23 protein-coding genes, 2 tRNA genes and 1 pseudogene are annotated in these 24,945 nt (G+C 58.6%); 12 read left to right on the forward strand and 14 right to left on the reverse strand.

The genetic code is table 11. The features are described from left to right. A pseudogene (locus A3H92_00005) lies at window positions 1-661 on the forward strand (hypothetical protein). Then, window positions 658-1,713 carry a deoxyhypusine synthase gene (locus tag A3H92_00010; GenBank protein OHC75397.1) on the forward strand — a complete coding sequence of 352 codons (1,056 nt, stop codon included), beginning with the start codon at window positions 658-660 and terminating at the stop codon, window positions 1,711-1,713. Before A3H92_00005 ends, A3H92_00010 begins: the two are co-directional and overlap by 4 nt. Window positions 1,714-2,010: 297 nt before the next feature. On the opposite strand, the gene A3H92_00015 is transcribed toward A3H92_00010, so the two are convergent. After that, window positions 2,011-2,298, reverse strand: coding sequence for a hypothetical protein (locus A3H92_00015; protein OHC75398.1), 288 nt, complete (start codon window positions 2,296-2,298; stop codon window positions 2,011-2,013). Window positions 2,299-2,403: 105 nt separating this feature from the next. On the opposite strand from A3H92_00015, the gene A3H92_00020 reads away from it, so the two are divergent. The 5 genes from A3H92_00020 to A3H92_00040 are packed head-to-tail and all read left to right on the forward strand — an operon-like array spanning window position 2,404 to window position 7,848. Then, on the forward strand, window positions 2,404-4,449 hold the full coding sequence (locus A3H92_00020) for a hypothetical protein (GenBank protein ID OHC75415.1): 2,046 nt from the start codon (window positions 2,404-2,406) through the stop codon (window positions 4,447-4,449). 50 nt (window positions 4,450-4,499) lie between these two features. Beyond that, window positions 4,500-4,802 (forward strand): hypothetical protein, encoded by a 303-nt coding sequence (locus A3H92_00025; GenBank protein ID OHC75399.1) that lies wholly within the window; start codon window positions 4,500-4,502, stop codon window positions 4,800-4,802. Between the two features lie 17 nt (window positions 4,803-4,819). Then, entirely contained in the window at window positions 4,820-5,569 is a 750-nt protein-coding gene (locus A3H92_00030; protein OHC75400.1) for a hypothetical protein, read from the forward strand. Continuing rightward, window positions 5,566-6,747, forward strand: coding sequence for a hypothetical protein (locus tag A3H92_00035; protein OHC75401.1), 1,182 nt, complete (start codon window positions 5,566-5,568; stop codon window positions 6,745-6,747). The genes A3H92_00030 and A3H92_00035 overlap by 4 nt, the downstream gene beginning before the upstream one ends. Window positions 6,748-6,798: 51 nt before the next feature. Beyond that, a complete protein-coding gene (locus A3H92_00040; GenBank protein OHC75402.1) occupies window positions 6,799-7,848 on the forward strand; it encodes a hypothetical protein in 1,050 nt (349 codons plus the stop codon). A 5-nt stretch (window positions 7,849-7,853) separates the two neighbouring features. Here the strand turns inward: A3H92_00040 and A3H92_00045 are convergent, their stop codons facing one another. The 5 genes from A3H92_00045 to A3H92_00065 form a co-directional block, all read right to left on the reverse strand. Then, window positions 7,854-8,882: a heme A synthase gene (locus A3H92_00045; GenBank protein OHC75403.1), complete on the reverse strand. Its 1,029-nt coding sequence runs from the start codon at window positions 8,880-8,882 to the stop codon at window positions 7,854-7,856. Then, the gene (locus A3H92_00050; protein OHC75404.1) at window positions 8,883-9,383 is read right to left on the reverse strand and encodes a hypothetical protein; all 501 of its coding nucleotides are present in this window, start codon (window positions 9,381-9,383) and stop codon (window positions 8,883-8,885) included. It lies immediately after the preceding gene. Further along, window positions 9,380-10,024, reverse strand: a complete 645-nt coding sequence (locus A3H92_00055; protein ID OHC75405.1) for a hypothetical protein — start codon at window positions 10,022-10,024, stop codon at window positions 9,380-9,382. Before A3H92_00055 ends, A3H92_00050 begins: the two co-directional genes overlap by 4 nt. A gap of 81 nt (window positions 10,025-10,105) precedes the next feature. After that, window positions 10,106-14,896, reverse strand: coding sequence for a hypothetical protein (locus A3H92_00060; protein OHC75406.1), 4,791 nt, complete (start codon window positions 14,894-14,896; stop codon window positions 10,106-10,108). Between the two features lie 108 nt (window positions 14,897-15,004). Further along, a complete protein-coding gene (locus A3H92_00065; protein OHC75407.1) occupies window positions 15,005-15,751 on the reverse strand; it encodes an oxidoreductase in 747 nt (248 codons plus the stop codon). A gap of 216 nt (window positions 15,752-15,967) precedes the next feature. Here A3H92_00065 and A3H92_00070 point away from each other — a divergent pair, with 216 nt between their 5' ends. After that, window positions 15,968-16,708 carry a hypothetical protein gene (locus A3H92_00070; GenBank protein ID OHC75408.1) on the forward strand — a complete coding sequence of 247 codons (741 nt, stop codon included), beginning with the start codon at window positions 15,968-15,970 and terminating at the stop codon, window positions 16,706-16,708. A 5-nt stretch (window positions 16,709-16,713) separates the two neighbouring features. On the opposite strand, the gene A3H92_00075 is transcribed toward A3H92_00070, so the two are convergent. The 6 genes from A3H92_00075 to A3H92_00100 all read right to left on the reverse strand — a co-directional run bounded on the left by A3H92_00075 (window position 16,714) and on the right by A3H92_00100 (window position 21,403). After that, window positions 16,714-17,580, reverse strand: a complete 867-nt coding sequence (locus tag A3H92_00075; GenBank protein ID OHC75416.1) for a hypothetical protein — start codon at window positions 17,578-17,580, stop codon at window positions 16,714-16,716. Window positions 17,581-17,609: 29 nt separating this feature from the next. Further along, the gene (locus A3H92_00080) at window positions 17,610-19,148 is read right to left on the reverse strand and encodes a hypothetical protein (protein ID OHC75409.1); all 1,539 of its coding nucleotides are present in this window, start codon (window positions 19,146-19,148) and stop codon (window positions 17,610-17,612) included. Between the two features lie 19 nt (window positions 19,149-19,167). Further along, window positions 19,168-19,494: a hypothetical protein gene (locus A3H92_00085; GenBank protein OHC75410.1), complete on the reverse strand. Its 327-nt coding sequence runs from the start codon at window positions 19,492-19,494 to the stop codon at window positions 19,168-19,170. Further along, window positions 19,491-19,748 (reverse strand): hypothetical protein, encoded by a 258-nt coding sequence (locus tag A3H92_00090; GenBank protein OHC75411.1) that lies wholly within the window; start codon window positions 19,746-19,748, stop codon window positions 19,491-19,493. Before A3H92_00090 ends, A3H92_00085 begins: the two co-directional genes overlap by 4 nt. A 141-nt stretch (window positions 19,749-19,889) precedes the next feature. Continuing rightward, window positions 19,890-20,762, reverse strand: coding sequence for a divalent metal cation transporter FieF (gene fieF, locus A3H92_00095; protein ID OHC75417.1), 873 nt, complete (start codon window positions 20,760-20,762; stop codon window positions 19,890-19,892). Window positions 20,763-20,812: 50 nt separating this feature from the next. Continuing rightward, window positions 20,813-21,403 (reverse strand): pyridoxamine 5'-phosphate oxidase, encoded by a 591-nt coding sequence (locus tag A3H92_00100; GenBank protein OHC75412.1) that lies wholly within the window; start codon window positions 21,401-21,403, stop codon window positions 20,813-20,815. A 108-nt stretch (window positions 21,404-21,511) separates the two neighbouring features. Between A3H92_00100 and A3H92_00105 the strand changes: the two genes are divergently transcribed. Beyond that, window positions 21,512-21,985 carry a hypothetical protein gene (locus A3H92_00105; GenBank protein OHC75413.1) on the forward strand — a complete coding sequence of 158 codons (474 nt, stop codon included), beginning with the start codon at window positions 21,512-21,514 and terminating at the stop codon, window positions 21,983-21,985. A 128-nt stretch (window positions 21,986-22,113) separates the two neighbouring features. Then, entirely contained in the window at window positions 22,114-22,986 is an 873-nt protein-coding gene (locus A3H92_00110) for a hypothetical protein (GenBank protein ID OHC75414.1), read from the forward strand. Between the two features lie 21 nt (window positions 22,987-23,007). Here A3H92_00110 and A3H92_00115 read toward each other — a convergent pair whose 3' ends face one another. Together A3H92_00115 and A3H92_00120 are read right to left on the reverse strand one after the other, a co-directional pair. Then, window positions 23,008-23,442 (reverse strand): hypothetical protein, encoded by a 435-nt coding sequence (locus A3H92_00115; protein ID OHC75418.1) that lies wholly within the window; start codon window positions 23,440-23,442, stop codon window positions 23,008-23,010. A gap of 198 nt (window positions 23,443-23,640) precedes the next feature. After that, a complete protein-coding gene (locus tag A3H92_00120) occupies window positions 23,641-24,447 on the reverse strand; it encodes a 23S rRNA (guanosine(2251)-2'-O)-methyltransferase RlmB (protein OHC75419.1) in 807 nt (268 codons plus the stop codon). Window positions 24,448-24,634: 187 nt separating this feature from the next. On the opposite strand from A3H92_00120, the gene A3H92_00125 reads away from it, so the two are divergent. Beyond that, window positions 24,635-24,720: transfer RNA gene (locus A3H92_00125), tRNA-Tyr, on the forward strand. 72 nt (window positions 24,721-24,792) lie between these two features. Further along, window positions 24,793-24,866 (forward strand) — tRNA-Gly (locus A3H92_00130). The last annotated feature ends 79 nt before the right edge of the window (window positions 24,867-24,945 follow it).

A 24,945-nucleotide genomic window follows, 5' to 3' on the forward strand; every position in this document is an offset into this window, starting at 1 on the left:
GACGGCCTACGGCGCCGCCATCAACCTGGTCAAGGAGTTAATTCATGCGTCCGGGGTGATGCTCGACATCATCGACGTCGGCGGAGGGTTTCCGTCGGTTTATCCGGGCATGACACCGCCGCCGCTGGCTGACTACATGAGCGAAATCAGGGCGGCGCTGGAAACCCTGCCCATTTCGGACAACTGCGAAATCTGGGCCGAGCCGGGGCGGGCGCTGGTCGCCGAGGCCGCGTCAATCCTGGTCCATGTCGAAATGCGCAGAGGCGAAAGCCTGTTCATCAACGACGGCACCTACGGCAGTCTTTTCGACGCCGGAGCGCCCAACTTCGCTTATCCGGCGCGCGCCGTTCGGCCTCGCGGCCAGGGTTCAGAGATATTGACGCCGTATTCCTTCTATGGCCCGACCTGCGACAGCCTCGATTACATGAAGGGGCCGTTCTATCTTCCGGTCGATATGCGGGAAGGCGATTATATCGAGATCGGCCTGACCGGAGCATACGGGTGCAGCATGCGGACAAAGTTCAACGGATTCTATTCCGATGAAATGGTTCTTCTGTCCGACGCCCCGATGATGACCATGTACGGCAAGCCGGTCGCCGCCAACCAAAACGCCCACGGGAGATACTCAAACGTCACTCTGTTGCGAGGGAAGAAACGTTGAGCGCGTCGGCCAAGCCCAAGAGGGGAAACAGGGGAGAAAAAGCGGCGCTCCTCAACAAGACGGTTGATCATATCGATATCGCCGCTTTTGACGCTCGCCCTATTATCGACGGCATGTCCAGGATGTCCTTTACCTCGCGTGATCTGGCGCGGGCGACCGGCATCTATAACGCCATGCTGGCCGATGACGATTGCTCGATCATCTTAACCCTGGCCGGGTCAACATCGGCGGGCGGCTGCATGCAGGTCTATGCCGACCTGATCAAATACAACATGGTGGATGTCGTCGTCGCCACCGGCGCCGGCATCGTCGATATGGATTTCTTCGAGGCCCTCGGATTTCGGCATTACCAGGGAAGCCCGGATGTCGACGACGGTTATCTGCGCAGTCAGTATATTGATCGCATCTACGATACTTATATCGACGAAGAAGAACTTCAGGCCTGCGACCACGCCGTCGCCGAGATCGCCGACGGGCTGGCGCCGCGCCCTCACACCTCGCGGGAGTTCATCCGCGCCATGGGCGCCTATCTGAACAACGGCAAAGCCCGCAAGCCCGACTCCCTCGTGCAACTGGCCTTTGACAACGATGTTCCCGTGTTCTGCCCGGCGTTTACCGATTCCAGCGCCGGGTTCGGTCTGGTCGTGCATCAGGACCGCAACCCCGGCAACTGCCTTACCATCGATTCAGTCAGGGATTTCCGGGAACTCACCGACATCAAGATCAAAGCGGGGACGACCGGCCTGTTGATGGTCGGTGGCGGGGCGCCGAAGAATTACGCCCAGGATACGGTGGTCTGCGCCGAAATCCTCGGCCACGAAGTGGAGATGCACAAGTACGCCGTCCAGATTACTGTCGCTGATTCCCGCGACGGGGCGTGCAGCAGTTCCACCCTTAAGGAGGCGTCTTCCTGGGGCAAGGTCGATACCGCCCTGGAACAGATGGTCTATGCCGAGGCCGGCAGCGTCATCCCCCTGCTGGTCAGCGACGCCTACCACCGGGGCCATTGGAAAACCAGACCGCGCCGACGGTACGCAAAACTTTTCGATTGACGCCGCCCTGTCACGATCCGGGACACTGCCGATGATTATCCTATTCTATCCGGAAAATGTCGGATAAAATGCGCTGCCGTCCGTTATGGGCGTCGCGTCAGTGAGGGAGTCCTACAAAAGGAGATCAGCAATGGCCAAAGGTCAGCTAAGAAGCGGTCGTGAAGCAAAGAAACCGAAAGCAGCCAAGAAGCCGGCGGCTGCGGCCTCGTCGAAGAAATCTTCATCCAAATAGTTTTTCGGCCCGGTTACCCGCGTAATCGGGCCGAACTCTGGATTGCGCCGCCGGTTTCGAGCCGGTTACAGGCCCGGTCTGTCTTTGACCAGGCGCAGACGCACCTCGCCCTCACACGCCGGCAGCCGTTCCCAGCTCCAGCCGCGTTCCGTCAGTTCCGGGTAGAGAAAGACCGGGTCGCGGTGAAGTCTGACGGCGACTATGTCGCCGCTTCCCGGACGTTCAATCAATTCGATGATGGCGACGAACGGTCGAGGCGGCTCCATCCCGCGCACGTCGATATGAACGACGCCGTCTTCCCGCCAGACCGGAACGCCCCCGGCCACCGGGGCTAAATTGATGGGATCAGACACCGCCGCTCCTTTGAACGCAAAATTTTATTTCTAATTTATCCGTGCAATTATGGTATTGTCCATCCGCTGGAACCGTTAGGGGAGGAGTATCCCGTGCTTTCTTTCATGGAAAATACAAAAATCGGCGTTCGCATATCGCTGGCCCTGGTCATGCCGATTGCCGGGCTTCTGATATTTTCGGGCCTCACTGTATTCGACAAACAACAAATTGCCTCCGGGATGGAAAGCCTGCAAAAACTAGGGGCATTGGGGCCGACGGTAAGCGCCCTGGTTCATGAAATGCAGAAGGAACGCGGAACATCGGCGGTCTTCATCGGCTCCAAAGGGGAAAAGTTCGTCAAGGAGCTTCCCGTACAATGGGGAGTAACAGATGAAAAGCGAACTGCTCTGATCAAAGCCTTAAAGGCCTTCAACGCAAGCGCCTACGGCGCCGCCCTGACCGGCAAGATAACCGTCGCACTGGAGGCGGTGGCCGGGATGGACGACACCCGCAAGGCCGTGCAGGGACTTTCGATCGAGGTGCCGAAAATGGCCGGTTACTACACGCCGACCATTGCCAAGCTGCTCAGCATCATTGAGGAAATGACGGTTCTCAGCACCGACGCCGAAGTGACCAGGGCGATTACTACCTACACCAGTTTCCTGCAGGGCAAGGAAAGAGCCGGCCTCGAACGCGCCATGGGCAGCGGCGGATTCAGCGCCGGCAAGTTCAATCCGGTCATTTACCGCAACTTCGTTTCCCTTATCGCCCAGCAGGATACCTATCTCAGCATTTTCGGCATCAACGGCGCCAAAGAGCAGGTGGAATTCTACAAGAAAACGATGGTCGGCCCCGATGTCGATGACGTCGTCCGCATGCGCGAGATCGCCCTCGACAACCCGTTCAGCGGAGACACCAAGGGCGTTACCGGTCCCTACTGGTTCGGCGCCATCACCAAGAAGATTGACCTGCTGAAAACGGTCGAGGACAAAATCGCCGCCGATTTCAGTCGACTGACGTCGGAAATACAAAGCGGCGCTCAGTCAACCTTCTTCATGTTGGCCGTGATCACTCTCGCGCTTCTGGCGGTTACGGCGATATTGGTAGTCTTCATTGTGCGCGGCATCACCGGTCCCCTGGCCGGGATGACCGACGCCATGAGCCTCCTGGCCAATGGCGATAAAACCATCGAAATTGAAGGCGCGCACCGGGGCGACGAGATCGGTTCCATGGCCGGCGCCGTCGTCGTCTTCAAGAATAACATGATCAAGGCCGATGAACTGGGCGAAGCTCAACGCCTGGACCGGGAAGCCAAGGAGAAACGCCGCGTCGTCATGGAAAACGCCATCGCCGATCTTGAAAGCAAGGTGACCTTCGTCATTGACTCCGTCTCCACCGGCTCCGCCGAAATCATGAAAATCGCCTCGAAAATGGGGACTAAAATCGATGATAGCTCCAACCGTTCCCTTGAGGTGGCCGAGGCTTCCGGTCGCACTACTTCCAATGTGGAAACCGTAGCGGCGGCGGCTGAGGAACTGTCGGCGTCGATTGCCGAGATCAGCCGTCAGGTAACGCAGTCTTCTGAAATCGCGTCCACCGCCAAGAAAGACGCCGAACAGACCAACAAGATGGTTCAGGGGCTGTCCGAAGCCGCCAACAAGATCGGCGAAGTGGTCAACCTGATCACCGATATCGCCGATCAGACCAATCTGCTTGCCTTGAACGCCACTATCGAAGCGGCCCGCGCCGGCGACGCCGGCAAAGGCTTCGCGGTGGTCGCCTCCGAGGTCAAGAACCTGGCTAACCAGACGGCCAAGGCGACCGAGGAAATCGGCAGCCAGATCAACGCCATTCAAAGCGCCACGGAAGATTCGGCAAAAGCCATTCGGAATTTCGGCAGCACCATCGCCAGAATCAGCGAAACGGCTTCCGCCACCGCCGCCGCCGTGGAACAACAGGGCGCCGCCACCCAGGAGATCGCCCGCAACATCCGCAACGTCAGCGAGGACGCGCAGTTGGTCTCGAATTCCGTGGCCGATGTCAGCCGTGCTTCCGCTTCATCTTACGGTTCGGCAATTCGGGTCATCTGGAGCGCGCAAGACCTTTCGGGACCGACCCAAATGCTGCGGGAAGTCGTGGATTCATTCCTCAAAACCGTTCGCACCGATTAACGCGAAAAGATCCCCCCACCTTTTCGCCTCTTATTTGATGGAGAATAAATATGCAATTCGACCTCACCAATGACGGCAAACGAAGAGAATTGACCCTAAGGGGACGCCTCACCTTCTCGGACCATGAATCATTCCGTAAGATCACCGCCGGCATGGCGGAGTCCGGCGCCAATAGTTGTTCCATCAATTTGTCAGGACTGGAGTTCATTGATTCGGCGGGGCTGGGATTGCTGCTTCTCGTTAACGAGGCGGCGCAGGAAAATCATGTAAAGGTCTCTATTCGCGGCGCCCGCGAACAGGTCAAGAAGATGCTGGAAATCACCAAATTCAGCGAGGTCATACCCATTGAGTAAACGCTCACGGTACGCTCTTGTCCATCGCATACCAATTATGTAGCGACGGCGCGCCCTCTAAGATCATCCGGGAATTTGCCGTCAGGCACGGACTTGATATCCTGGATGCCGCCGCCGATGGCCCGCCGCCGATCAATAGCGCTCGGCATGGTCCCGGCGACGCAAAGAAAACCACCCTTATCAAACTTCTTGCCGACATTGACGAAAACCGGCTGGCGGAGGCCCTGAATCCGCAGATACGAGCCTGTCTCGAAGCGTCTGCGGCCGGTATAAACTTCAACCGAGAACTGTTGCCCGTGATTTCTCAAAGCAATATTTTCCTTTCACTGACCACTGCGACCGCGTACAAAATAGAAGTGGCGCGCCATTTCAGCCGGTGGCTGGCGAAACATCTCAACTTGTCCGAAGATATTTTATTCGGTCTGGAGCTTTCGTTGCAGGAAGCCTTGGCCAACGGAATTCTTCATGGAAACATGGGCCTCAAGAAAACCTTGCCTGACGACTATCATGACCTCGCCCCCTATGGGGAAATGATACGCAGCAAGTTGAACGATCTTGAACACGGGCAACTTCATATTGAAATCTCGGCTCGTTGGGGGGGCGATTTCATAGAAATGTCCGTTTTGGATCATGGGGCGGGGTTCGACATCAACGCCCCGATTAAGAAAGGCATTACCGGCTGGGGCTTGAGTCTTATCCGCAAAATGGCCGAAACCGTCTTCGTCACCGATGGCGGACGCAAAATCACCATGAGGTTTGCCCGTTGAACGGGGCGACGCCGATTTTGATCAACGATTGCCGGGTGTTGATCATTGATGACAACGAACACAGCCGACATTTGATCGGTTCCATTCTCGCCGCCGCCAATATCCCCATTCAGGAATTTGCCGGCGACGGCTTGGAAGGACTGGCAAAAGTAAGTTCCTTCGAGCCTGACATCATCGTACTGGACATCATGATGCCGAGGATGGACGGTCTGGAATTCCTCAATCACCTACGCAGAAATCCAAACTGGGGAACGATTCCGGTCCTCGTGCAAACGGCCCTGGGATCGCCGGAAGACCGCAACCGGATTTATCAGGCGGGCGCAACCGATATGCTGACCAAGCCGATCAGCGCCGGTGAACTAATCATGCGGGTGCGCACCCATCTTGAAAACCGCCTACTGACGCGGAGCTATCAGAACCGACTGCGCCTTGAGGCCGAGATAAACGCGGCGCGGCAAATGCAGGAAGCATTACTCCCTCCCCTCGCCCTTCTTGAGGAAATCAGGCTTCGGACATCCATTCGCATCGATTCCCACTTTGAAACATCCTCCGAACTGGGAGGAGATTACTGGGGCGTGCACGATCTTGCCGAGGATCAATTGGGCATCTTCACCGTTGACTTCTCGGGCCACGGCGTGGGCGCGGCCCTGAACACATTCCGCCTCCATGCCGTCATGAGCAATCTGCGGCCCCATGACGACGACCCGGCGGCCTATCTTGCCGCCCTCAACAATCAACTGAAGCCGTTGCTGCCGAGTGGGCAGTTCGCCACCATATTTTATGGAATCATCAATACGCGGAAGAATTCTCTGATCTATTCGGCGGCCGGTTCGCCGTTTCCCCTTATCGGTCGGCAAGGCTCGGCGGACATAAAAGCGCACGACGCCGGAGGCCTCCCCCTGGCCATGAAAAAAGACGCGGCATACGAAAACCGCCATGTCGATTTTCCCCCCGGCTCATTCCTTTTCCTTTACAGCGACGCCTTGATCGAAACCGCCGTGACGGACGGCGCCGTCCTTGACGAGGATGACCTAAAGGCCCTGCTTTGGAAAAGCATGGAGACCGAGCCTGAAGCAGCGGCGCTGGAACGCCTGACAGGCAAGTTTCACGAAATGATGACCGGCTCCCTGGACGACGACCTGACCGTCGTTCTGGCGAGGAGAGAAACGATTTATTAACCACGCCGATGCGATAATCCATAAAATTCAAGGATTACCGGCACTTAAAAAATGGCGCCAATCGCGGTTGTATTTCGGATAGCCGTCATCATCTTCATTGCGGAAGGCGCGATCATGGCGGGCCTTTCCCTTGCCGGGCATGATTTCTCGCCTTTTGCCGAGGCGGTCATTGACGCCGCCGTTCTCACCCTGCTTTCCTCGCCGCCGGCTTATTTTTGGGTTATCCGGCCCTATATCACCGCCCGCAACCGGGCCGAGAAAACGTTGAAAACCGCATACGACGAGGTAGAGGTCGAGATCGAGAGGCGCACCCTCGACCTTACCCGCGAAGTCACCCGGCGCAAGGAAGCGGAAACACGGCTGGAAACGGAAATCAACGCGGCGCGGCGAATGCAGGTGGCGCTGCTGCCTTCCCCCGCCCTGCTCAAGGAAATCGAGGCGCAAAGCAATTTCCGTATCGAATCCCATTTTGAGACGTCTTCCGAACTCGGCGGCGACTTATGGGGCATTCATGATCGGTTGCTGAAAGACAATAACCTGGGCGTCTTCATCGTCGATTTCACCGGCCACGGCGTGGGCGCGGCGATGAACACCTTCCGTCTTCACACCATAATGAACGGTTTCAGGCCCTCCGACGGCAACCCGGCGGCCTACCTGACCGCGCTGAACGATCAGTTGGTTGACCTGCTGCCGACGGGGCATTTCGCCACCATTTTTTATGGAATAATCAACACGCGGGAACATTTCATGACTTATTCCGCCGCCGCCTCTCCGCCGCCGATCATCGGTCGGGAAGGTTCGCTTGAACTTGATTTTCTCGATACCGGCGGCCTGCCTCTCGGCATCAAGAAAGACGTGGAATATAGAAACCGCCGCGTCAATTTCCCGCCCGGCTCATTTTTTCTCATGTACAGCGACGCCTTGTTGGAAACGCCCTCCCCGGATGGAAGCGTTCTGAGCGAAGAAGACGTAAAGGAGATGTTGCGTGCTTGCCTTTCACATGAGTCTTCACTCAAGTGCCTGATTAATAGCTTCCGTGAAAAAACGGGCGGCGCCCTTCATGACGACCTGACGGCAGTGCTGGCGAAGCTGCGCGCCTGACGAGCCTATCCCGCCCGCGTCTCGTGGGCGACCCACAGCGCCGCCGTAAACAGGGCGACGGCGCCCGCCTGATGGGCCGAGGCCAGCGCCGTCGGCATCATCATCAGCAATGTCGATATCCCCAGCGCCGCTTGAACCAACGCCATAAGGGCCAATAAATTCACGGCAAGCCCGGCGCGGGGCGAAGAAACCGTCTTGCGGGCGCGCAACCAGAAAATCACGGACAGAATAAAAACCGTCTCGGCGAGAAGGCGGTGATTGAACTGCACCGTGGCGACGTTCTCAAAAAAATTCAGATAAACCGGCTTTAAGTCGAACATGCCTTCGGGCGCCAGCGCGCCGTCCATCAACGGAAACGTGTTGTATGAATAACCGGCGTCCAGACCGGCGACAAAACCGCCGGAAAGAGCGGTGACAAAGACCAGCGCCGCCAGCAGCCCGGCAAAGCGGCCGAGGGCAGGTTTAACCCTCGGCGGCGGCTCGGGCCACAGAAGCCCCAGCGCCACCCACAGCATGTACCCGTAGACCACCAGCGCCGCTCCCAGGTGGGCGGTCAGTCGATACTGGCTGACGTCGGGCCGGTCCGACAAGCCGCTCTTGACCATGTACCAGCCGAGGACTCCCTGCAATCCCCCAAGCATGAACATCAAGGCGAGCTTCCACCCCAGCCGACGATCCACCCATCCCTTCAGCATAAAAAAGACAAAGGGCGCGAAGAAAGCGACGCCGATGCACCGCCCCCACAAACGATGGAGAAACTCAAGCCAAAAGATGGACTTGAACTCATCAAGGCTCATGCCGGCATTGATCTTTTTGTATTCGGGGAACTGCTGATATTTGGCAAATGTTTCCTGCCATTGCGTTTCGTTCAACGGCGGCAGCCAGCCGGTCACCGGCTTCCATTCGACCATCGACAGCCCGGAATGGGTAAGCCGCGTCACCCCGCCGAGAACCACCATGACATAAACCATGATGCATACGGCAAAAAGCCAGAAGGCGATTATCCTGTTGCGCTTATGCGTAGAGTCCACGATCTAAAGGCCCTTCTTTTCCCGTTCCGAGGCCTTGGAATCATATCCCATGTCTTTTTTTACCGGCGCCTGAACCAGGACATCTCCGGCCTTCTCGAAGGTCAGGGTCAACGGGAAGGTTTCGCCGACCTCCAGATTTTTGGCGAGGGTCACCAGCATAATATGAAATTCATCGGGCATCATCGTTAAAGACTTGCCGGGGTCTATGACGATTCCTTTGGTTAAAAACATTTTCAGCAAGCCGCTCATTATAGAGCTTTTGTGAAGCACCGTCGTCTCTGCCGCCGGGGAAGAGGCGGCGACCAGACGGTCCCATTGCTTGCCCTTGTTGTCGATGACCATAAAAACGGCGGCGCTGTTCGGCTGTCCGGGCGATAGCTGCGCCCATATTTTACTGATTGTCAGGTCTCCGGCCTTTACTTCGTCCTGCTCCTTCTCGCCGGCCGACGCCGGAAGAACAAGACCGATCACGGCGACCAGGGTCAGAGCCGTTAAAAGTTTCACTTTGCCGCCGCCGCGATAAATTTCCCGACTTCCTTGGCCAGTTCCTCGGGACCCAGGCCACGGGGGAAAGTAAAGAGCGCCTTGCCGTCGGGTCCGATCAGATAGGTGGACGATGAATGACCCATAAAATATTCGGAACTCTTTTCTTTGGTCGGCGACGGGTCTTCCAGCTTGACGTAGCCGGCCTTGAAGACGCCTGCCGCCGCCTCTATCTGCTTGGCCGAGCCGGTAAGGCCGATCAGGCGGGGATGAAAGGCGCCGACGTAACCGGCCAGCACCTCCGGCGTGTCGCGTTCGGGATCGACGGTGATGAAAAGCGGCTGCACCTTCTTGCCGGCCTCGCCCAGGATGTCCATGGCGTCGCTGATCACCTTCAACTCGGTGGGGCAAACGTCGGGGCAAGAAGTATACCCGAAGAAGACGAGCATGAAACTGCCGCTGAAGTCCTTGTCGGTGACCGCTTTCCCGGAGTGATCAATAAGCGAGAACGGCCCGCCGAAGGACGGCCCGGCGGCTGAAAAGGATGCGGCTTGATTGTCTTCGCTTACGGCGTCATCGTCGAAATAGAGCCGGCTGACCGCATACCCGGCGATCAGCGTCCCCAAAACGACGAAAAACACGGCGATGCGAAATTTACTCATGATATGCCGCCTCTCGTTACAACCCACCGCCGGTGAAGCGCCTAATAAAATGGCTTAAGGCCTGACGGTCAATCAGATATTTTAGATATCCCGCCCCAAGGCGCGGCAAAGAAGCATATAAAGCTTGCCCATGTCCGATGACAGGAAGGTGGTGGAGAGAACGCCCTGAAGGTCGCGTTTCTTGGTATCGGCAAGCAATCTCTCGAATTGGGTGAGGTAACGGCCGGCATAGTCTCTGAACTCGCCGTCTTCCTGGTATTTTTGCTTGATGGCGGCAAGTTTGCTCTTTTCCTTGAAGCCGAGCATCTTGCTGACGAAGATTCCCTTTTCGCCCTTGTTGAACCGCCGCCAGTCGTCCTCCGAGATGCTGACCTCCATGACCCGGTTCATATCGACGGCCAAGGATTGCAGTCTCTCCGTGATGAAGGTAGCGCCGCGCAGGAAGTCATCAATGCCGACTTTATCGGTTTGCTCCTTCAAAGCCTCGATGAGCGCGGCGGCATCCAGCGAAGCATTTCTCATTTCTTTGGTTTGGGTGACGATAGTTTTGGCAACCTCGGCCGCCTGCCTGGCCACCTTTTCGGAAACGCTGCTCAGTTGGATCGTATGCTTATTGATGGTTTTGTCCCAGTCTTCCACCTTGATCAGGGCCTGGGCGGAAACGCTGCTTACTTCCTCGGCTCGTCTGGCGAGGACATCGCCCAGCGAATCCGCCCCCGCCTTGGTCTTGGCGAAGGCAGCCATCATCTGCTGTAACTGTTGGCGTAACCCGGCATGGCTGTTTTCCATGATGGCTGATATCTCCTCGGCCTTGGACGTAGCCTCCCGCGACTGGTCGCGAATGATATCGCCGATCCTGCTCAACTTGGCGGCGTTGCCGTCGGCGGCCTGGGCCATTTCAGCCGAGCAATGATTCAGGGTATCGCCGACCCTGCCGAGGTGAGATGCGGCCTCCTCGGAGATCGTCGCCAGTTGGCGGGATCTGTTTTGCAGCGAATCAGCAGCGCCGTTCACATGAGCCGCCGCCTGGAGCGAGGCGTTGGTGAGTTCTCGTGAGCGCTGGTCCAGGCCTTTGCTGACGTCCATGAGGCGGGCCATGGTATGTTCGGAAACGCTGTTAAGTTCGCTGGAGCTTTCCTTCAGGGCGCCGCTGACCGTATCCACCTTGCTCGCCGCCCGCTCCGAACTTACCGAAATATCCTTGGAATAACGACCCAGGGCATTAGTAAGCAAACTCATCAGCTTGGCCGCCTTGTCAACGGAGGCCGACACCTCGTGTGAACGTTGATGTAGCCCCTCGCTCACCTTGCTCAACTGATCGGCGGCGATGCCGGATGCCGAACTCATCCCTGCCGCCTGCTCATGGAGCAGATTGCCGAAGGCCTTAATATGCGCCGTCGCTTCGTTGGCCGACGCTCCAAGGTCGCTGGTGCGCCGGCGAAGTATGTCGCCGACATTGCCAAGACGCGCCTCCGCCCGGTTCAAGGAGGCGTCAAAGTCGCCGGTATTCCGGCGCAGGGAATCGGATATTCCTTCAAGCCTCTTGGCCACAAGGTCCGAAGCGTCGGTGGCGCCGCCGGCGTGCGCCAGCAGGGATTCTCCCACCGTCTTGATGCGGGAAACGGCGGCCAGCGCGGATTCGTCCATGTCCCGGCGGCTTTCCACGAGACCGTCAACGACGCCCTTTATCTCTCCGGCGGCGCGCAAGGAAGCGCCGGACAACTCTCTGGAATGATCATGCAAAGCGTCACCGGCAACCGACAGCCGGGCCGCCGCCTCATCGGCAATATCGCTCAACTCTCTTGAATGTTCCCTCAGCGAGCCGCCGACGGCGCCTATGTGATCGACCGCCTGCCCTGACGCCGACGCCAAGCCGTCGGTCTGGCGCAGCATGATGTCATTGACCAGAGTAAGCAGCTTGGCCGCTTTCTCCGCCGCCGTCGCCAGTTCCCGGGAACGATCCGACAGGACGCCGCCCGCCCTGCCGACTTCACTGACCGCCACGCCGGAAATGCCTGACAAGTCGTCGGCATTTTTCCGTAATATTTCCGCTGCGGCGTGCATTCTGACGACTGTCGCGTCGGAAGCGCCCGTCATTTCATCCTGACCGCAGCGGATTGCCTCGCCGGCCCCAAGCAGACGCGCCTCGGCGCGCTCCAAAGCTGATTTCAGATCAGCGGAGCGTTGCATTATAGTTTCGCCGACATCGATGATCCGCTTGGACGCCTTGGCCGAGACCTGTCCCAACTTTTCCGATTGTTCATTCAGCATCCCGGAAACGCCTTCGATGTGACCGGCGGCGCGCTCGGCGACAGACGCCAATTCGCGGGAACGATCATGAACAATTTCTCCAAGCCCCTTCATCCGCGCCGTAGTCTCTTCTGAAATTTCACTGACGTCATGCAGATGACGACGGAAGGTTTCGGTGTGGCGTCCGGCCCGCTCGGCAGATGAACCGACCTCGGCGGCGCACAGGTTCAACGCCTTGGTCGCCAGGGTTACGCCGCTGATTCCCTTTTCCGAGGCGACAAGCACGCTTTCCGAAGACTTGAACAGGGCGCTGTTCAAGGAACTTACCTGGGCGTTGGCCTTGTCCGAGGAAGCGGCGACCTCCTGGGTGCGCTGACGCAACGTCTCGCCGACGGCGTTGATGTTCAGTAAAACGCTGCCGGACAGCTTGGCCATGCCCTCGGCCTGCTCCCGCAATATCTCACTCACCCCGTTAATATCGGACGCCGTCGCCTCGGATGCTTCAGACAACTCCGACGATCTCTTGGCCAGAATTTCACCGGCGCGTTGAACCTGCAAGGCCGCCTTGTCCGAAGTTACCGACAGGTCCTGGGAGGCCTGGCCCAATGTCCTGGAGACGCTATCTATCCGCTCGGCGGCATTGCCGGAGAGCGCCGTAATTTCCTGTGAGCGGTCCTTCATCGTCTCGCCCAGTTCCGACAGGCGGACCGAGGCCGTGCCGGAAATTTCGGTAATGCCCTGCAAGTGCTGACGGAAGACCTCGGACAGATGTCCGGTCTTCTCGGCGGCTGCTCCCACTTCATTCAAGCCGAGGCGTAACGCCCGTGACGCGGCATGAACGCCGGCGGCGCCTTTCTCCGACGCTGCGGTCAGGTTATCAGCGCTGTTGCCGAGGACTTCGGCCAAGCCGATGATATGACCGCCGGCCTTATCCGACGCAGCGGCCAAATCCAGACTGCGTTGACGCAGAGCCTCGCTTACGGCATTGATGCGCAGCAGGCTGTGGTTGGATAATCTGGTTATCTCCTCGCCACGGGTATGCAGGGATTCGCCGGCCTCGCCGACCTTGGTCACCGCCTGGTCGGATGCTCCGGCAAGATCGACCGACCTTTTCATCAATGATTCGCCGACGCGCTCCACCTGATCCAGCACCTTGTCCGAGATCACCGAAAGATCGTGCGACACATGACGCAAGGTCTCGCCGATAGCCTCGGTGCGCGCCGACGTGCGGTCGGTTATGTTGTTCATGTCCTCGGCCTGTTGATGGAAAGCGGCGGCGCCGGCTTTCACCTGAACAACCACGCGCTCGGAGGTGGATACCAGTTCCCGAGCCTGATCCTGAAGGGATTCGCCGATTTCCTTGACCCGCGAGGACACTTTGTCGGAGGTTACGCCGAGCGCCTGAGTCTGCTTTGACATATTGACTTCGATTTCCGAGAAGCGCGCCGCAAACAGATTGCCGGTTTCCGTAAGTTCCTCGCCCTGGCGGCGCAAAACTTCCCGCATACGGCCGCTTTGTTCGGTCGCCTGCTCAAGACGCCGGGACATGTCCTGAGAACCTCCGCTCAACAATTCGGCGCTTGAACGAACCCGCGAAGCCGCCTCTTCGGACAAGGCCAGCAATTCCTGGGCGCGGGCGCGTAAAAGCTCGCCGACATCTTCCGCCCGCAATACGGCGTCAGTGGAAACGGCGCCGAGTTCATCCGTCCGCAGATGAACGACTTCCGCCGATTCCCTTGTCCGCTCGGCTATCTCTTCGGACGTCCGGGAAAGTTCTTCGCTTCGCCGACGCAGGTTCTCGCACAAATCTTCGGCGCGCGCCGAGGCCCGATCCGAAGAAGACACCAGCTCATGGGAATGCCTGTGCAGTCTTTCCCCGACATCGCAAGCCCGCGACGTTGCCTTGTCGGCTATCGCCTGCAAATCCTCGGTTTGTCGCCGCAAAGCCTCGGCGATAGCCTGGGCGCGCAAATCGGCATCCTCGGAGGCTCGCGTCAATTCCAGGGTGCGGACGCGCACCGATTCGCTGACCGATTGAGCGCGGGTCGCCGCCTCTTCCGAGGCGCGGGTCAACTCCCGCGCCTGTCGGCGCAATATCTCGCTGACTTCGCTTACCCGCGACCGGGCGCTGTCCGACGGGTAAGCCAGCCGTCGCAGATGCCAGCGCATGGATTCGGTGTCGATCCGATAATGACGCCCTTGCTCGAAATAGGCGATCACCATCCACAGCAGGGCCACCGGCGTCAGCGTCCCCGCCGCCATCCCCCCTACTTCATGGGGCAGCAGCGAAAACAAATCGCCCCACGCCATGCGTTCGCCGATGAAATAATAGCAGGTAGTCATCCAGACGCCGCTGAGAACGACTCCGGCGACGGTCAACAGCCGATACTTTAAATAAAACGGAGGAGTCCATTGGTCGGGACCGATGCCGGGTTCACCGGAGACGAGCCTGATTCCGACTCCCCCCCTTCGCCCGGGGACGGCCCCGTCAACAACGTCCATGCCTTCACGGACGTTGTCGACGACGTCGTCAATATCTTCAGCGCAACCCGAATCGCCTCCGCAGGTTATCGCCGTCGGGCGCTCTTCCGTCGCACCGTATGTGGTCTTGCCATTGGCCATTAAAGCCGATTACCCCTTCGCCGACTACCCGCCTAAAGATTGCGGAGCCACTATATACCAACAATATCTTGTGATGGAATAGGCAAAAGGTCACAATGTATAGATATTTCAAAATAAGTGCTGACCGCCGGTGACCCATATTTCGGCGCCGGTGACATAGTTGGAGTCCCCCGAGCACAGGTAGTAAATAGTGGTCGCCACATCTTTCGGCGTCCCCATGCGATCAAGGGGAATACGGGGAATCAGCGCCTCGTACTCCGGTCCCACCATATCGGTCTCGATCTCGCCGGGAGCGACGGCGTTGACGCGCACGCCCAAGCCGGCAAACTCGTTGGCCATCTCGCGGGTCAGCGCCGACAGCGCCGCCTTGGAAATGGAATAGGCGGAACCGGCAAAAGGATGTATCGAGTGTCCGGCGATAGAGGTGACGTTGACTATCGCCCCCTTGCCCCGGTGCAGGGCGGCGGCGAATCCCCTGGACAACTTCAGAGGGGCGAAAAAATTAAGTTCAAAGACATCCCGCCATGCCTCCAGATCGCCGTTCAGGCACCCCAGGCGCTCCTTGAAGGGAGCCTTGGGCGACATGCCGGCGTTGTTGACCAGCGCATGCAGGGGGCCGTCGCCGATAGCCTCGTTGGCCTTTTTAACAAAATCAGCGATGCTGTCGCTATTGCCGAGATCGGTAGGGATATGCAGGGTCCAGTTAAGATCGCGCCGGCACTCGGGCGGCGCATCCTCACGCGAGCAGGTGATGATACGCCAGCCCCGCTCCAGAAAACAAACAGCGGTAGCGTGGCCGATGCCGCGACTGCCGCCGGTAATAACCACTGTTTTTTTATCGTCCGTCATTTCCATCGACTCGCTGCTACCACCGATTTCATTATTGCTTAGTTCATACTTTTTTGAGAGCTTGTCACACTGTGGGGTGACAGCATACCAATTCTTGAGGGACGGGCCAACCCGATGTCGGACCCAATATCAGTCTCGGACAAGTCATCCTGGCAGAAGATGCAGGGAGGAACAACGGACTGGGAAGCGGTATTTGAGATACCGCCGTCGGGTCTCATTCCCTTGATCGCGCAGGCTCAATCTCCGGTGGCGCTCAGGGAATGCACCATCATTGTCATCAAGAAAATCTACACCCGCAAGAATGACCCTGCCGAGGTCGAAAGGTTTGTCTCCGAGCTGACCATGATGATCCCTGACGATATGGCGGAGAGCGACTTGCCGCGCATTGCGGAGACGGTCACCGCCATCCTGCGTCAAATCAAGAATGACCGCGTCCATAAGGCTGCTGAATTTGAGAAGAACAAAAAGCCGGCGGCGGAGCCTGAATTGGCGTTAGAGCCGGACGCAGAGGAAGAGAGGCGCAGGCCGGGTCCCGCCGTACGTCTCTCCCTTAAACCAAAAAGCCGCATTCCTTTATTTTTGGGGCTGGGCGTCGTCGCCGTCGCCGCCGGAGCGACTGCGTATTTTTTCATAATGAGTCCGCCGAAAGAGCCACACCACAATTTGGTTCTGATTGATCAGATGAAGGCCGTCGCCAACGGCGAGGATATAAAGACCCATGTCTTCGGAGGAAAACTCACGGTCGGAACAAGGGACGGCAAGCCGTTCATCACCGTCGAGGCGATTCCCCAGGATGCCTGTCTCAGCGCTTCCTGGGTGCTTCTTAACCACGGCACCATAATTATCAATGACCGGATGTCGCGGAAAATGTCCCCAAGCGTTATTACTAATCTCTGTAGCCTCTCCGGGCCGGAAGCGTCCGTCACCTGGTTCCCCAAGCAAGTTAAAAGCACCGATAAATAGTCGCTTCAGTGAGCCATCAGTAGCGATATTTCGGCGTTTTCCAGCATATGGCGGGTGACGCCGCCGAGGACCAGTTGGCGCATGCGGGAATGGGTGTAAGCGCCCATTACCAGCACATCAATTCCGGCGTCGGCGCATTCTTCAAGGATGGCCTCGCCCACCGGACGGGCCGTAAGACGGACTGCCTTGGTCAGCGCGGCAACGCCGTGCCACGCCAGATAACCGGCCAGCTCCGAGGCTGCTCCCGATGATGTTCGTTCGCTTTCGGCGCTGAGAATCAGCACTTCCTCGGCGGCCTTGATGACGGGCATGGCCGAGGCGACTGCGCGGGCCGCCTGGGCGCTGCCGTTCCACGAAACGGCGACCTTGCGGCCGAGCGCGACGGGAGCCTTGGGCGGAGCCACCAGCACCAAACGACCGGATTCGAAAATAGCGGCATGCAGATTCATCGTCATCGACGGATCGCCGTCGGCGGTCGGCCTTCCGGCGACAATCAGATCGACCAGTCTTCCCCGGCGCTCCGACAGTTCGTCTTCGCCGCCCGTCATCTCGATCCACGACGCCGATATGGCGTTACGGTTTGCCGCCTCATCGGTCACGGCAACGGCATAACGGGCGCATATTTCGTCAAACATGCGGCGCGCCCTGATTGCTCGCTCGCCCGCTTCCTTGTCGGCGAGGCCGATCATGTCCTCAACCATCAAGCCCGAAACGTCGTCGCTGAGCAGCGGCAGGATGTCCCTGGGATCGGAACGGACATGAACAACATCGACATGGGCGCAAAAATTGCGTCCGGCCATGAACGCGGCATCCAGCGCCGGCTTGGCCGCGTCGGACCCGTCAAGAAGAACAAGAATTTTTCTGATCGCCATGCCGCCCTCCATTGCCCGTTAACATGTATCTATAAACCGACAGCCTTCTTCCCTCTGGCCAAGGTCTTTTTTCTTGGACCGGAACTGTCGATGATATCCCACTCGATAGGGCCGGTATCGTAAGCTGTTTGTTTATGCACCACATCAATGGTGACGTCGGATATATTTCTCTGGCGCGTGACGACGCGCTTTTCCCTCACTTCCGGCGCGGATTCCAGCCACAGGCCATGAAAGGGAACGCCGGCGTCGGCGGCGATTCGCGCCATGGCGCGGCGTTGTTCGGGCTTGGCGAAAACGGCGTCGGCGATTACCGCGCTGCCGCAACGGAGCGCGGCGGCGATCTCCTCGTTAAAGGCCTGATAGGTGCGCTCCGTCATTTCCGGGGCATAGCCTTCCGCTCCCAGACGGTTCATCATCGGCGCCCCGGCCAATCGCTTGCGCACGGAGTCGCTGCGGACGATCCTGGCCCCCAGGCCGGAGCCTATGAACGGCGCGATTTCACGGCCAAGGCGCGACTTGCCGCTTCCCGACAGGCCGCCGACGGCGATCAGGCGCGGCGCCGCCGGCGCAAGATAGCCCAGCGCCAGCTCCAGATAGGCGCGGGCCTCTTCTTGCAGACGTTCGGCCTCGTCGGCGTCGGAATGGCCGGCGGCGCCGGAGGCGCTGACATGGGAGCGGATAGCGGCGCGCAAGGACAAGAACAGCGGCAGCGCCGCCAGACCGGAACCATCGCCGGCAACGTCCAGATAGCGGTTCAGCGCGATATTGGCGAGCCGCTTCATATCCCGATGATCCAAATCCATCAGCAGGAAGGCAAAGTCGTAAAGGACGTCAATATTGACGAACGTGTCGTTAAATTCGATGGCGTCAAACAGGGTGGGAACGCCGTTCATCAGGAAGATATTGCGCAGGTGCAGATCGCCATGGCAGCGGCGGAAGCGGCCCTCGCGCCGACGCCGGTCAAGAAGCGCCCTCCGCTCTTCCAGAACCTGTCGTGATCGGGCCGTAAGCCGCTCGACCTTTGCCCGATCAAGACCGCCCCCGGCGCACTCGGCAAAGCGCTGGGCGTTGCCGTCGATGGCGATCATCAGGTTGGCGCAACCGTCCTCGCCGGGACGGTCTTCGGCTTCTTTATGGAAGCTGGCGATGGCGTCGGCCAGATCCTCCATAATCCGCCGGTTCAACGCGCCGCGCCGGGCCAGCCGGTCAAGCAGGGCATCCTCGTCAAAGCGCGTCATTTCCACCAGCCAGTCAACAGGCTCGCCCGCGCCGCCGAGTCGCAAGCCGCCGTCTTGTTCACGGGTCAACGGGACGACGCCCTTGTAGAGCATAGGCGCGGTGCGCCGGTTGACCATCACCTCACTCTCACAGGCGGCGCGGCGAAGCTCGGGCGTCGAGAAGTCCAGATAGGAAAAACGCACCGCCCGCTTGAGCTTGAACACCCTGTCGCCGACCAGAAAGACAACGGAGATATAGGTCTCCACCCGCCTGACCTTCTCTGCGCCGCCGCCGAAGGCCTTGGGGTCGGACAGGAATTCTAATATTTCATGCTGATTCCCGGCGCTCATTTGAACTCAACCAGCCAAGCTATCGCCGTGAGGAGGCGAAGTAGTATCCGAGAATGAGGGTGAGAACCGGCATGGCGACTTTTATGACATCGACGACGCCGGGGGCTGCTTGGCTGCCGAACAAATATGCGGCGCCGGCGATGACCCAAAGCACGATATTTGCTCCAACCACTCCCATAGTAACAAAAGTGCGAACGCTATCTTCGGATTTTGCCCGACCAATCTTGACTTGGTCATCGGCTGAAAGAAGTAAAGCAGCTTTGCCGTCGTCTGCCTCAATTCCGGCAAGGTGGGCGGCAGTTTCGTCAATGTCTTCTTTTGGGCTTGGATTAGGGGGAACGCTCACGAGCGTCCACGGCCCCCGGTTGCGGTAATCATCGCTCTGCTGACGACTCCGATGTTTTCGACCACCATGTTGCCGATCCGGGCCAGCCTGCGGACCGCATCGTTTATTGTCTTTTTACTCTCGGGATTGCCGTCTTCGGCCAGCTTTTGAAGATCACGGGCGACATCAAGGAGTTCCCGTGAGGCTTCCATCTGGGTGCGGATGTCCTGTTGCAACGTGCCGACCGTAAATTCTTTTGTAAATTTTTTACTCATCCGGCGCTCCAATGCGGGCGGCGTGTTCCCGGATCATCATCGACCCGAAGGGAAAGGCGCCGACCATTGCTAACTTAGTCCCCTCGTTGAAGAATTTCAATGCGGATGATATGACGACGTGTCGAAGCGCATCCCCGGCGCTCATTTGAACTCAACCCGTTTTTCCATCACCCCTTTCGGGTCTTCATGGATGATGACCTCGGCGTTGGGGAAGGCGTTTTCGAGCTTGTGCATAACCGCTTCGGCAATTTCGTGGGCCTCGCGCAGGGTTATATCGCCGTCCATTTCAAGATGAAGCTGGATAAACGTCATCATTCCCGATGAGCGGGTGCGCAGGTCGTGCATGCTGAGAGCGCCGGGTTGGGAAAGCGCGATCTCTTTGATGCGCCGCCGCTCTTCTTCGGGCAGTTCGCGGTCCATCAGCAGTCTAAGGGCGTCGCGGCCGATATCACGGGCGCCGAACACGATATAGCCGGCGATGGCGATGGCGAACAGGGGGTCAAACATCATCCACCCCGTTCGGGAAGACAAAAACAGGGAAAAAATGACGCTGGCGTTGATCATCACATCGGTCTGGTAATGCAGGGAATCGCCGCTGATGGCGACCGATCCGGTCTTGCTTACTACATGTTTCTGAAAGAGCACCAGGCCGATGGTAAGGACAATGGCCAGCAACATAACGGCGTAGCCGATCTCGGCGCTGTGAACGGGCCGGGGGTGGAAAAAACGATCCCCGGCCTGGATCAACAAAATCATCGCCGAGCCGCAAATAAAGGCGGCCTGGGCCAACCCGGCCAACGGTTCGGCCTTGCCGTAGCCGAAGCGATGATTCCGATCAGCCGGTTGCAGGGCGCGGCGCACGGCCAGCAGATTGACCATCGACGCCCCGGCGTCAAGCAGGGAGTCGAGCAGGGTCGATAAAATGCTCACCGATTCGGTGGCCATCCACGCCCCCAGCTTAACGATGATAAGCACGCAGGCCACGGATATGGAAGCGTAGGTAGCCATCCGCATAAGCCGCCCGGCCTCATCGGAAGGAAGTCGATTGTCGGCGTCCGAATTTCTCAAGGGTACAGGCGCTCCATGTCCCAGCCGCCGTCCTTGCGACGATAAACAACCCGATCATGCAGACGGAAGGTTTGCTCTTGCCAGAACTCGATGCTTGCGGGCGCTACCCGAAACCCCGACCAGAAGTCGGGACGGGGAATCTTGCCGATGTTGAACTTGGCGGTGAACTCGGCCATGCGGCCTTCCAGCTCCAGGCGCCCCTTAAGGGGCCGCGACTGGCGGGAAGCCCATGATCCGAGCTGGCTGAGGCGCGGCCGGCCGGCAAAATAAGCGTCGGCCTCGGCGCCGTCCACGGCCTCGACCGTTCCTTCAATGCGCACCTGGCGGCGCAATGATTTCCAATGGAAACACAGCGCGGCGCGGGGGTTGGCGCGTAGTTCTTCCGCCTTGCGGCTTTCCAGATTGGTATAAAAGGAAAACCCGCGCTCATCCACGCATTTAAGCAGCACCATGCGCGCCGAAGGCGCCCCTGACGGCGTGGCGGTAGCCAGCGCCATGGCGTCTGCGTCGTTAGGCTCGGAGCCTTGGGCTTCGGCGAACCACTCCTTGAACAGAGCAATCGGATTCTGATCGGTTGCGAAAAACATATCCCTGCGTTAACACCTGGAAATAAATTTTACGGTATAATATACAGCGCGGAAGGAAGGTCTGATCCGACATTCTATCAAGAACCCACTTTATGAAGGTACACAATAATGAATATCCCCCGCTTTACCTCACTGTTGATGGCCGCTGTTGTTCTCGCCTCATGCCAGGACATACAGGATAACCCGAAGCAAGCCGGAGGCACCCTGCTCGGCGCCGGGCTTGGCGCCTTGGCCGGCTCGCAGATCGGCGACGGCAAAGGACAGATGGCGGCGATCGCCATCGGCGCCCTCGGCGGCGCGTGGCTGGGCGGCAGTTTGGGCAAGTCGCTGGATCAGGCCGACAAGATGTACGCCGAACGCACCGCCCAGAATACGTTTGAATACAACAAGAGCGGCGTCGCTTCGAGCTGGAACAACCCGGATTCCGGCCATTCCGGCTCGTTCACGCCGACCCGTACTTTCGAGGATAGAGGCAATACCTGCCGCGACTACGAGACCACGATCTACATCGGCGGCAAGCAGGAAACCGCCACCGGCACCGCGTGCAGGCAACCCAACGGCTCCTGGAATATCACCAGGTAAGCCGGATATATCTCGTTGTTCGGCATTGTCTTCGGCATGCCCGTCTTTCGTTGTGACGGGCATGTTTTTTGCTGGGAATATTTTAAGGAACCCGTAAAACCAAAAAACTTTCCCCGGGCGGCATAATCATGAAAGACCCTTACAAGATACTGGGCGTCCCCCGCAGCGCCGGCCAAGAGCAGCTAAAGAAGGCTTATCGCAAGCTTGCCCGCGAGGTTCATCCCGACAGCGATCCCGGAAACCCCTGGGCCGAGGATGAGTTCAAAGAGCTGTCAGCGGCCTATGAGTTGCTGTCTGATCCCGAAAAGCGGGCGCTTTACAACAGCGGCAAGATTGACGCCGACGGCAATAAATGCCGCCCCGGACGACCGGGACCGGGCGCCGGAGCCTACAAAAACGCCCAAAAACCCTTCGACAGTTTTTTCAGGAAACGCGCCGCCAGGGAAGGATCAGGCATCAAGGTGCGCGGCGCCAACGTCACCTACACCCTCAAGGTGGACTTCCTTGAAGCCGCCAAAGGCGTCACCAAGCGTGTCGGCATGACCAACGGCAAGCGGCTGGATGTTCACGTCCCGCAAGGAACCGAGGATAACCGGACATTGCGCCTTAAGGGTCAGGGAATACCGGGCATCAACGATGAAGCGGGCGACGCCCTGGTCACCATACTGGTTGATCCCCACCCCTCGTTCAGGCGCGAAGGCAACGATATTCATACGGAAATTCCTGTTTCCCTGCCCGAGGCGGTGCTGGGCGGCAAAATCGAAGTCGCCACTATCGACGGCCCGGTGTCGGTGACCGTGCCGGCGGGATCAAACACCGGCTCCACGCTTCGCCTCAAGGGCAAGGGCATCGGCGGCGACGATGCCCGGCGCGGCGACCATTATGTAAAGCTGCATGTGATGCTCCCCGCCGGGCCGGACAAGGAACTGGCCGACTTCATCAAGACCTGGCAAACCAAACACGCCTATGACGTGCGCGCCAAAACCGCCAAGGCGGAATAGAGCGGGCCGGCACACAAACCGCTAACACCAGGGTTGGCGCTTGCCGCCGGCGTAGGGGCGGGCATTGGCGGCGGCAATCAGGGCTTGGCCCAGGTCTTCCCCGGCAGGCGTTTTGACGCGGGCGATCACGCGCCGGGCGTATTTATCGTATTTAATATCGGTAAGCACGATTTTGCGGTCCTTGACCCAAGAAATGACAAAATCGCGGGACAGTCGGGCGAGACGTTTTTCCTTCTCGCACCCGCCCTTCAGTTCGGGCGTATCAATGCCGTCAAGGCGGACCCTGGTCTCTACCTCATGGTCGAGCCAAATATAGGCGCGCACCACTAACGTGTCGCCGTCGGTCACCTCCACGACGCTTGCCGCAATGGGGCCTGGGATGGATTCCTTATCGCCCCCGGAGACGTGATCCGCGCCGCTCATCAAATTGCCGGCAAAGCCGGCGGCGCAAATCATTGTGAACAAAATCAGAACCGCCGCTTTTATAATCCACGGCTTTTTCCAAAAAAACGCCATGACCTCCGCTACCTAATATTGCGTAAAATTTATATTTGCTATCGTAATGGTTTAGCTGTTGCCAGCGTCCGATGCAATCGCGACATAAGCAGAACCAAATTAGAACAAATATTGAACGTTATGTCAAGGTCTAATTTTTCAGTCGCGGCGCAGTTCATAAAGGGCGATGGCGACAGCGTTGGACAGGTTCAGGCTTTCGACGGCGCTTGTGATAGGCACTCTGACCAGCAGGTCGCAGGTTTCGGCGGTCAGGCGGCGCAGACCCGATCCTTCCGAGCCGAAGACCAGCGCCAGCCGGCCGCCGAGTCCGGCTTCGCCTATGGTTTTGTCGGCTTGAGGAGCCATGCCGATGCACCAGAATTCGGAATGTTTGAGGGCGCTCATGGCGCGGGCCAGATTGGTGACGCGCACCAGCGGCATCGTTTCCATGGCGCCGGCGGCGGCCTTGGCCATCAAGGCGGTGGCTTCCGGCGAGTGGCGGTCCTGAACGATCACCGCCAACGCGCCGAATGCCGCCGCCGAGCGCAGGACAGCGCCGACATTTCTGGGATCGACGACTTGATCAAGGATCACCACCACTGCGTTTTTTTGTCCCTCGGCGTTTCGGAGCACATCCTCCAGCGTCGTCTCGGGCAGGGGCGTGACCAGCGCCGCCGCCCCCTGGTGAACGGCGTCTCGCGGCAATATCCGGTCCAGTTCCAGGCGGTCGCGGATTTCCGGCGCCGGCCTCTCCGTCGCGCACGCTTCCGCCGCTTCGGCCAAGCGGGTTTCAACCCCGTGTCCGCCCTGCGCCGACGCGATGATCCTCAAACAACGGCGACGGGGATTGGCCGCTGCCGCCGTTACCGCGTGAATGCCGTAAATCCACAGCGCTCCATCCTTGCGGGGACCTTCTTTTCCCCGTTCCGTCGAAGGGCGTTTGGACAAGTGCTTGCGCTTTGTCATGAACGCAGTTAACATCATTTTTATATTGGTGTCTGCAAACATCTCCGGCGGGTCTTGGCCGTGACGGGGTTGTTTGCTGATTTTTTTTGTCTTTTGACGTTGACAACCGGCTGTAAATCCTCATTATTCGCCGGCCGGATCGGTGCCCTTGATTTGCCGATGCGTCGGCGCCGAACGGGCTGCGCCGGGAGGGATGCCCGAGTGGCTAAAGGGGACGGGCTGTAAACCCGTTGGCGTACGCCTACGTTGGTTCGAATCCAGCTCCCTCCACCATTTGCCAGGAACGGCGTTCGCCGTGAGAGGCTTGTGTAATAAGGATTGCGTGATTAAGGGGTTTTTCAGTTGGCGGGTGTAGCTCAATGGTAGAGCAGAAGCCTTCCAAGCTTACGACGGGGGTTCGATTCCCCTCACCCGCTCCAGCTTTTTACGGGAGCTATATTCGGGGACTCTAGGGTAAGGTTGTTTTGTCCGGTTTTTAGATAGAGAGATTTTAGATAT

This window comes from Rhodospirillales bacterium RIFCSPLOWO2_02_FULL_58_16 (assembly GCA_001830425.1).
GTDB lineage: Bacteria > Pseudomonadota > Alphaproteobacteria > Rhodospirillales > 2-02-FULL-58-16 > 2-02-FULL-58-16.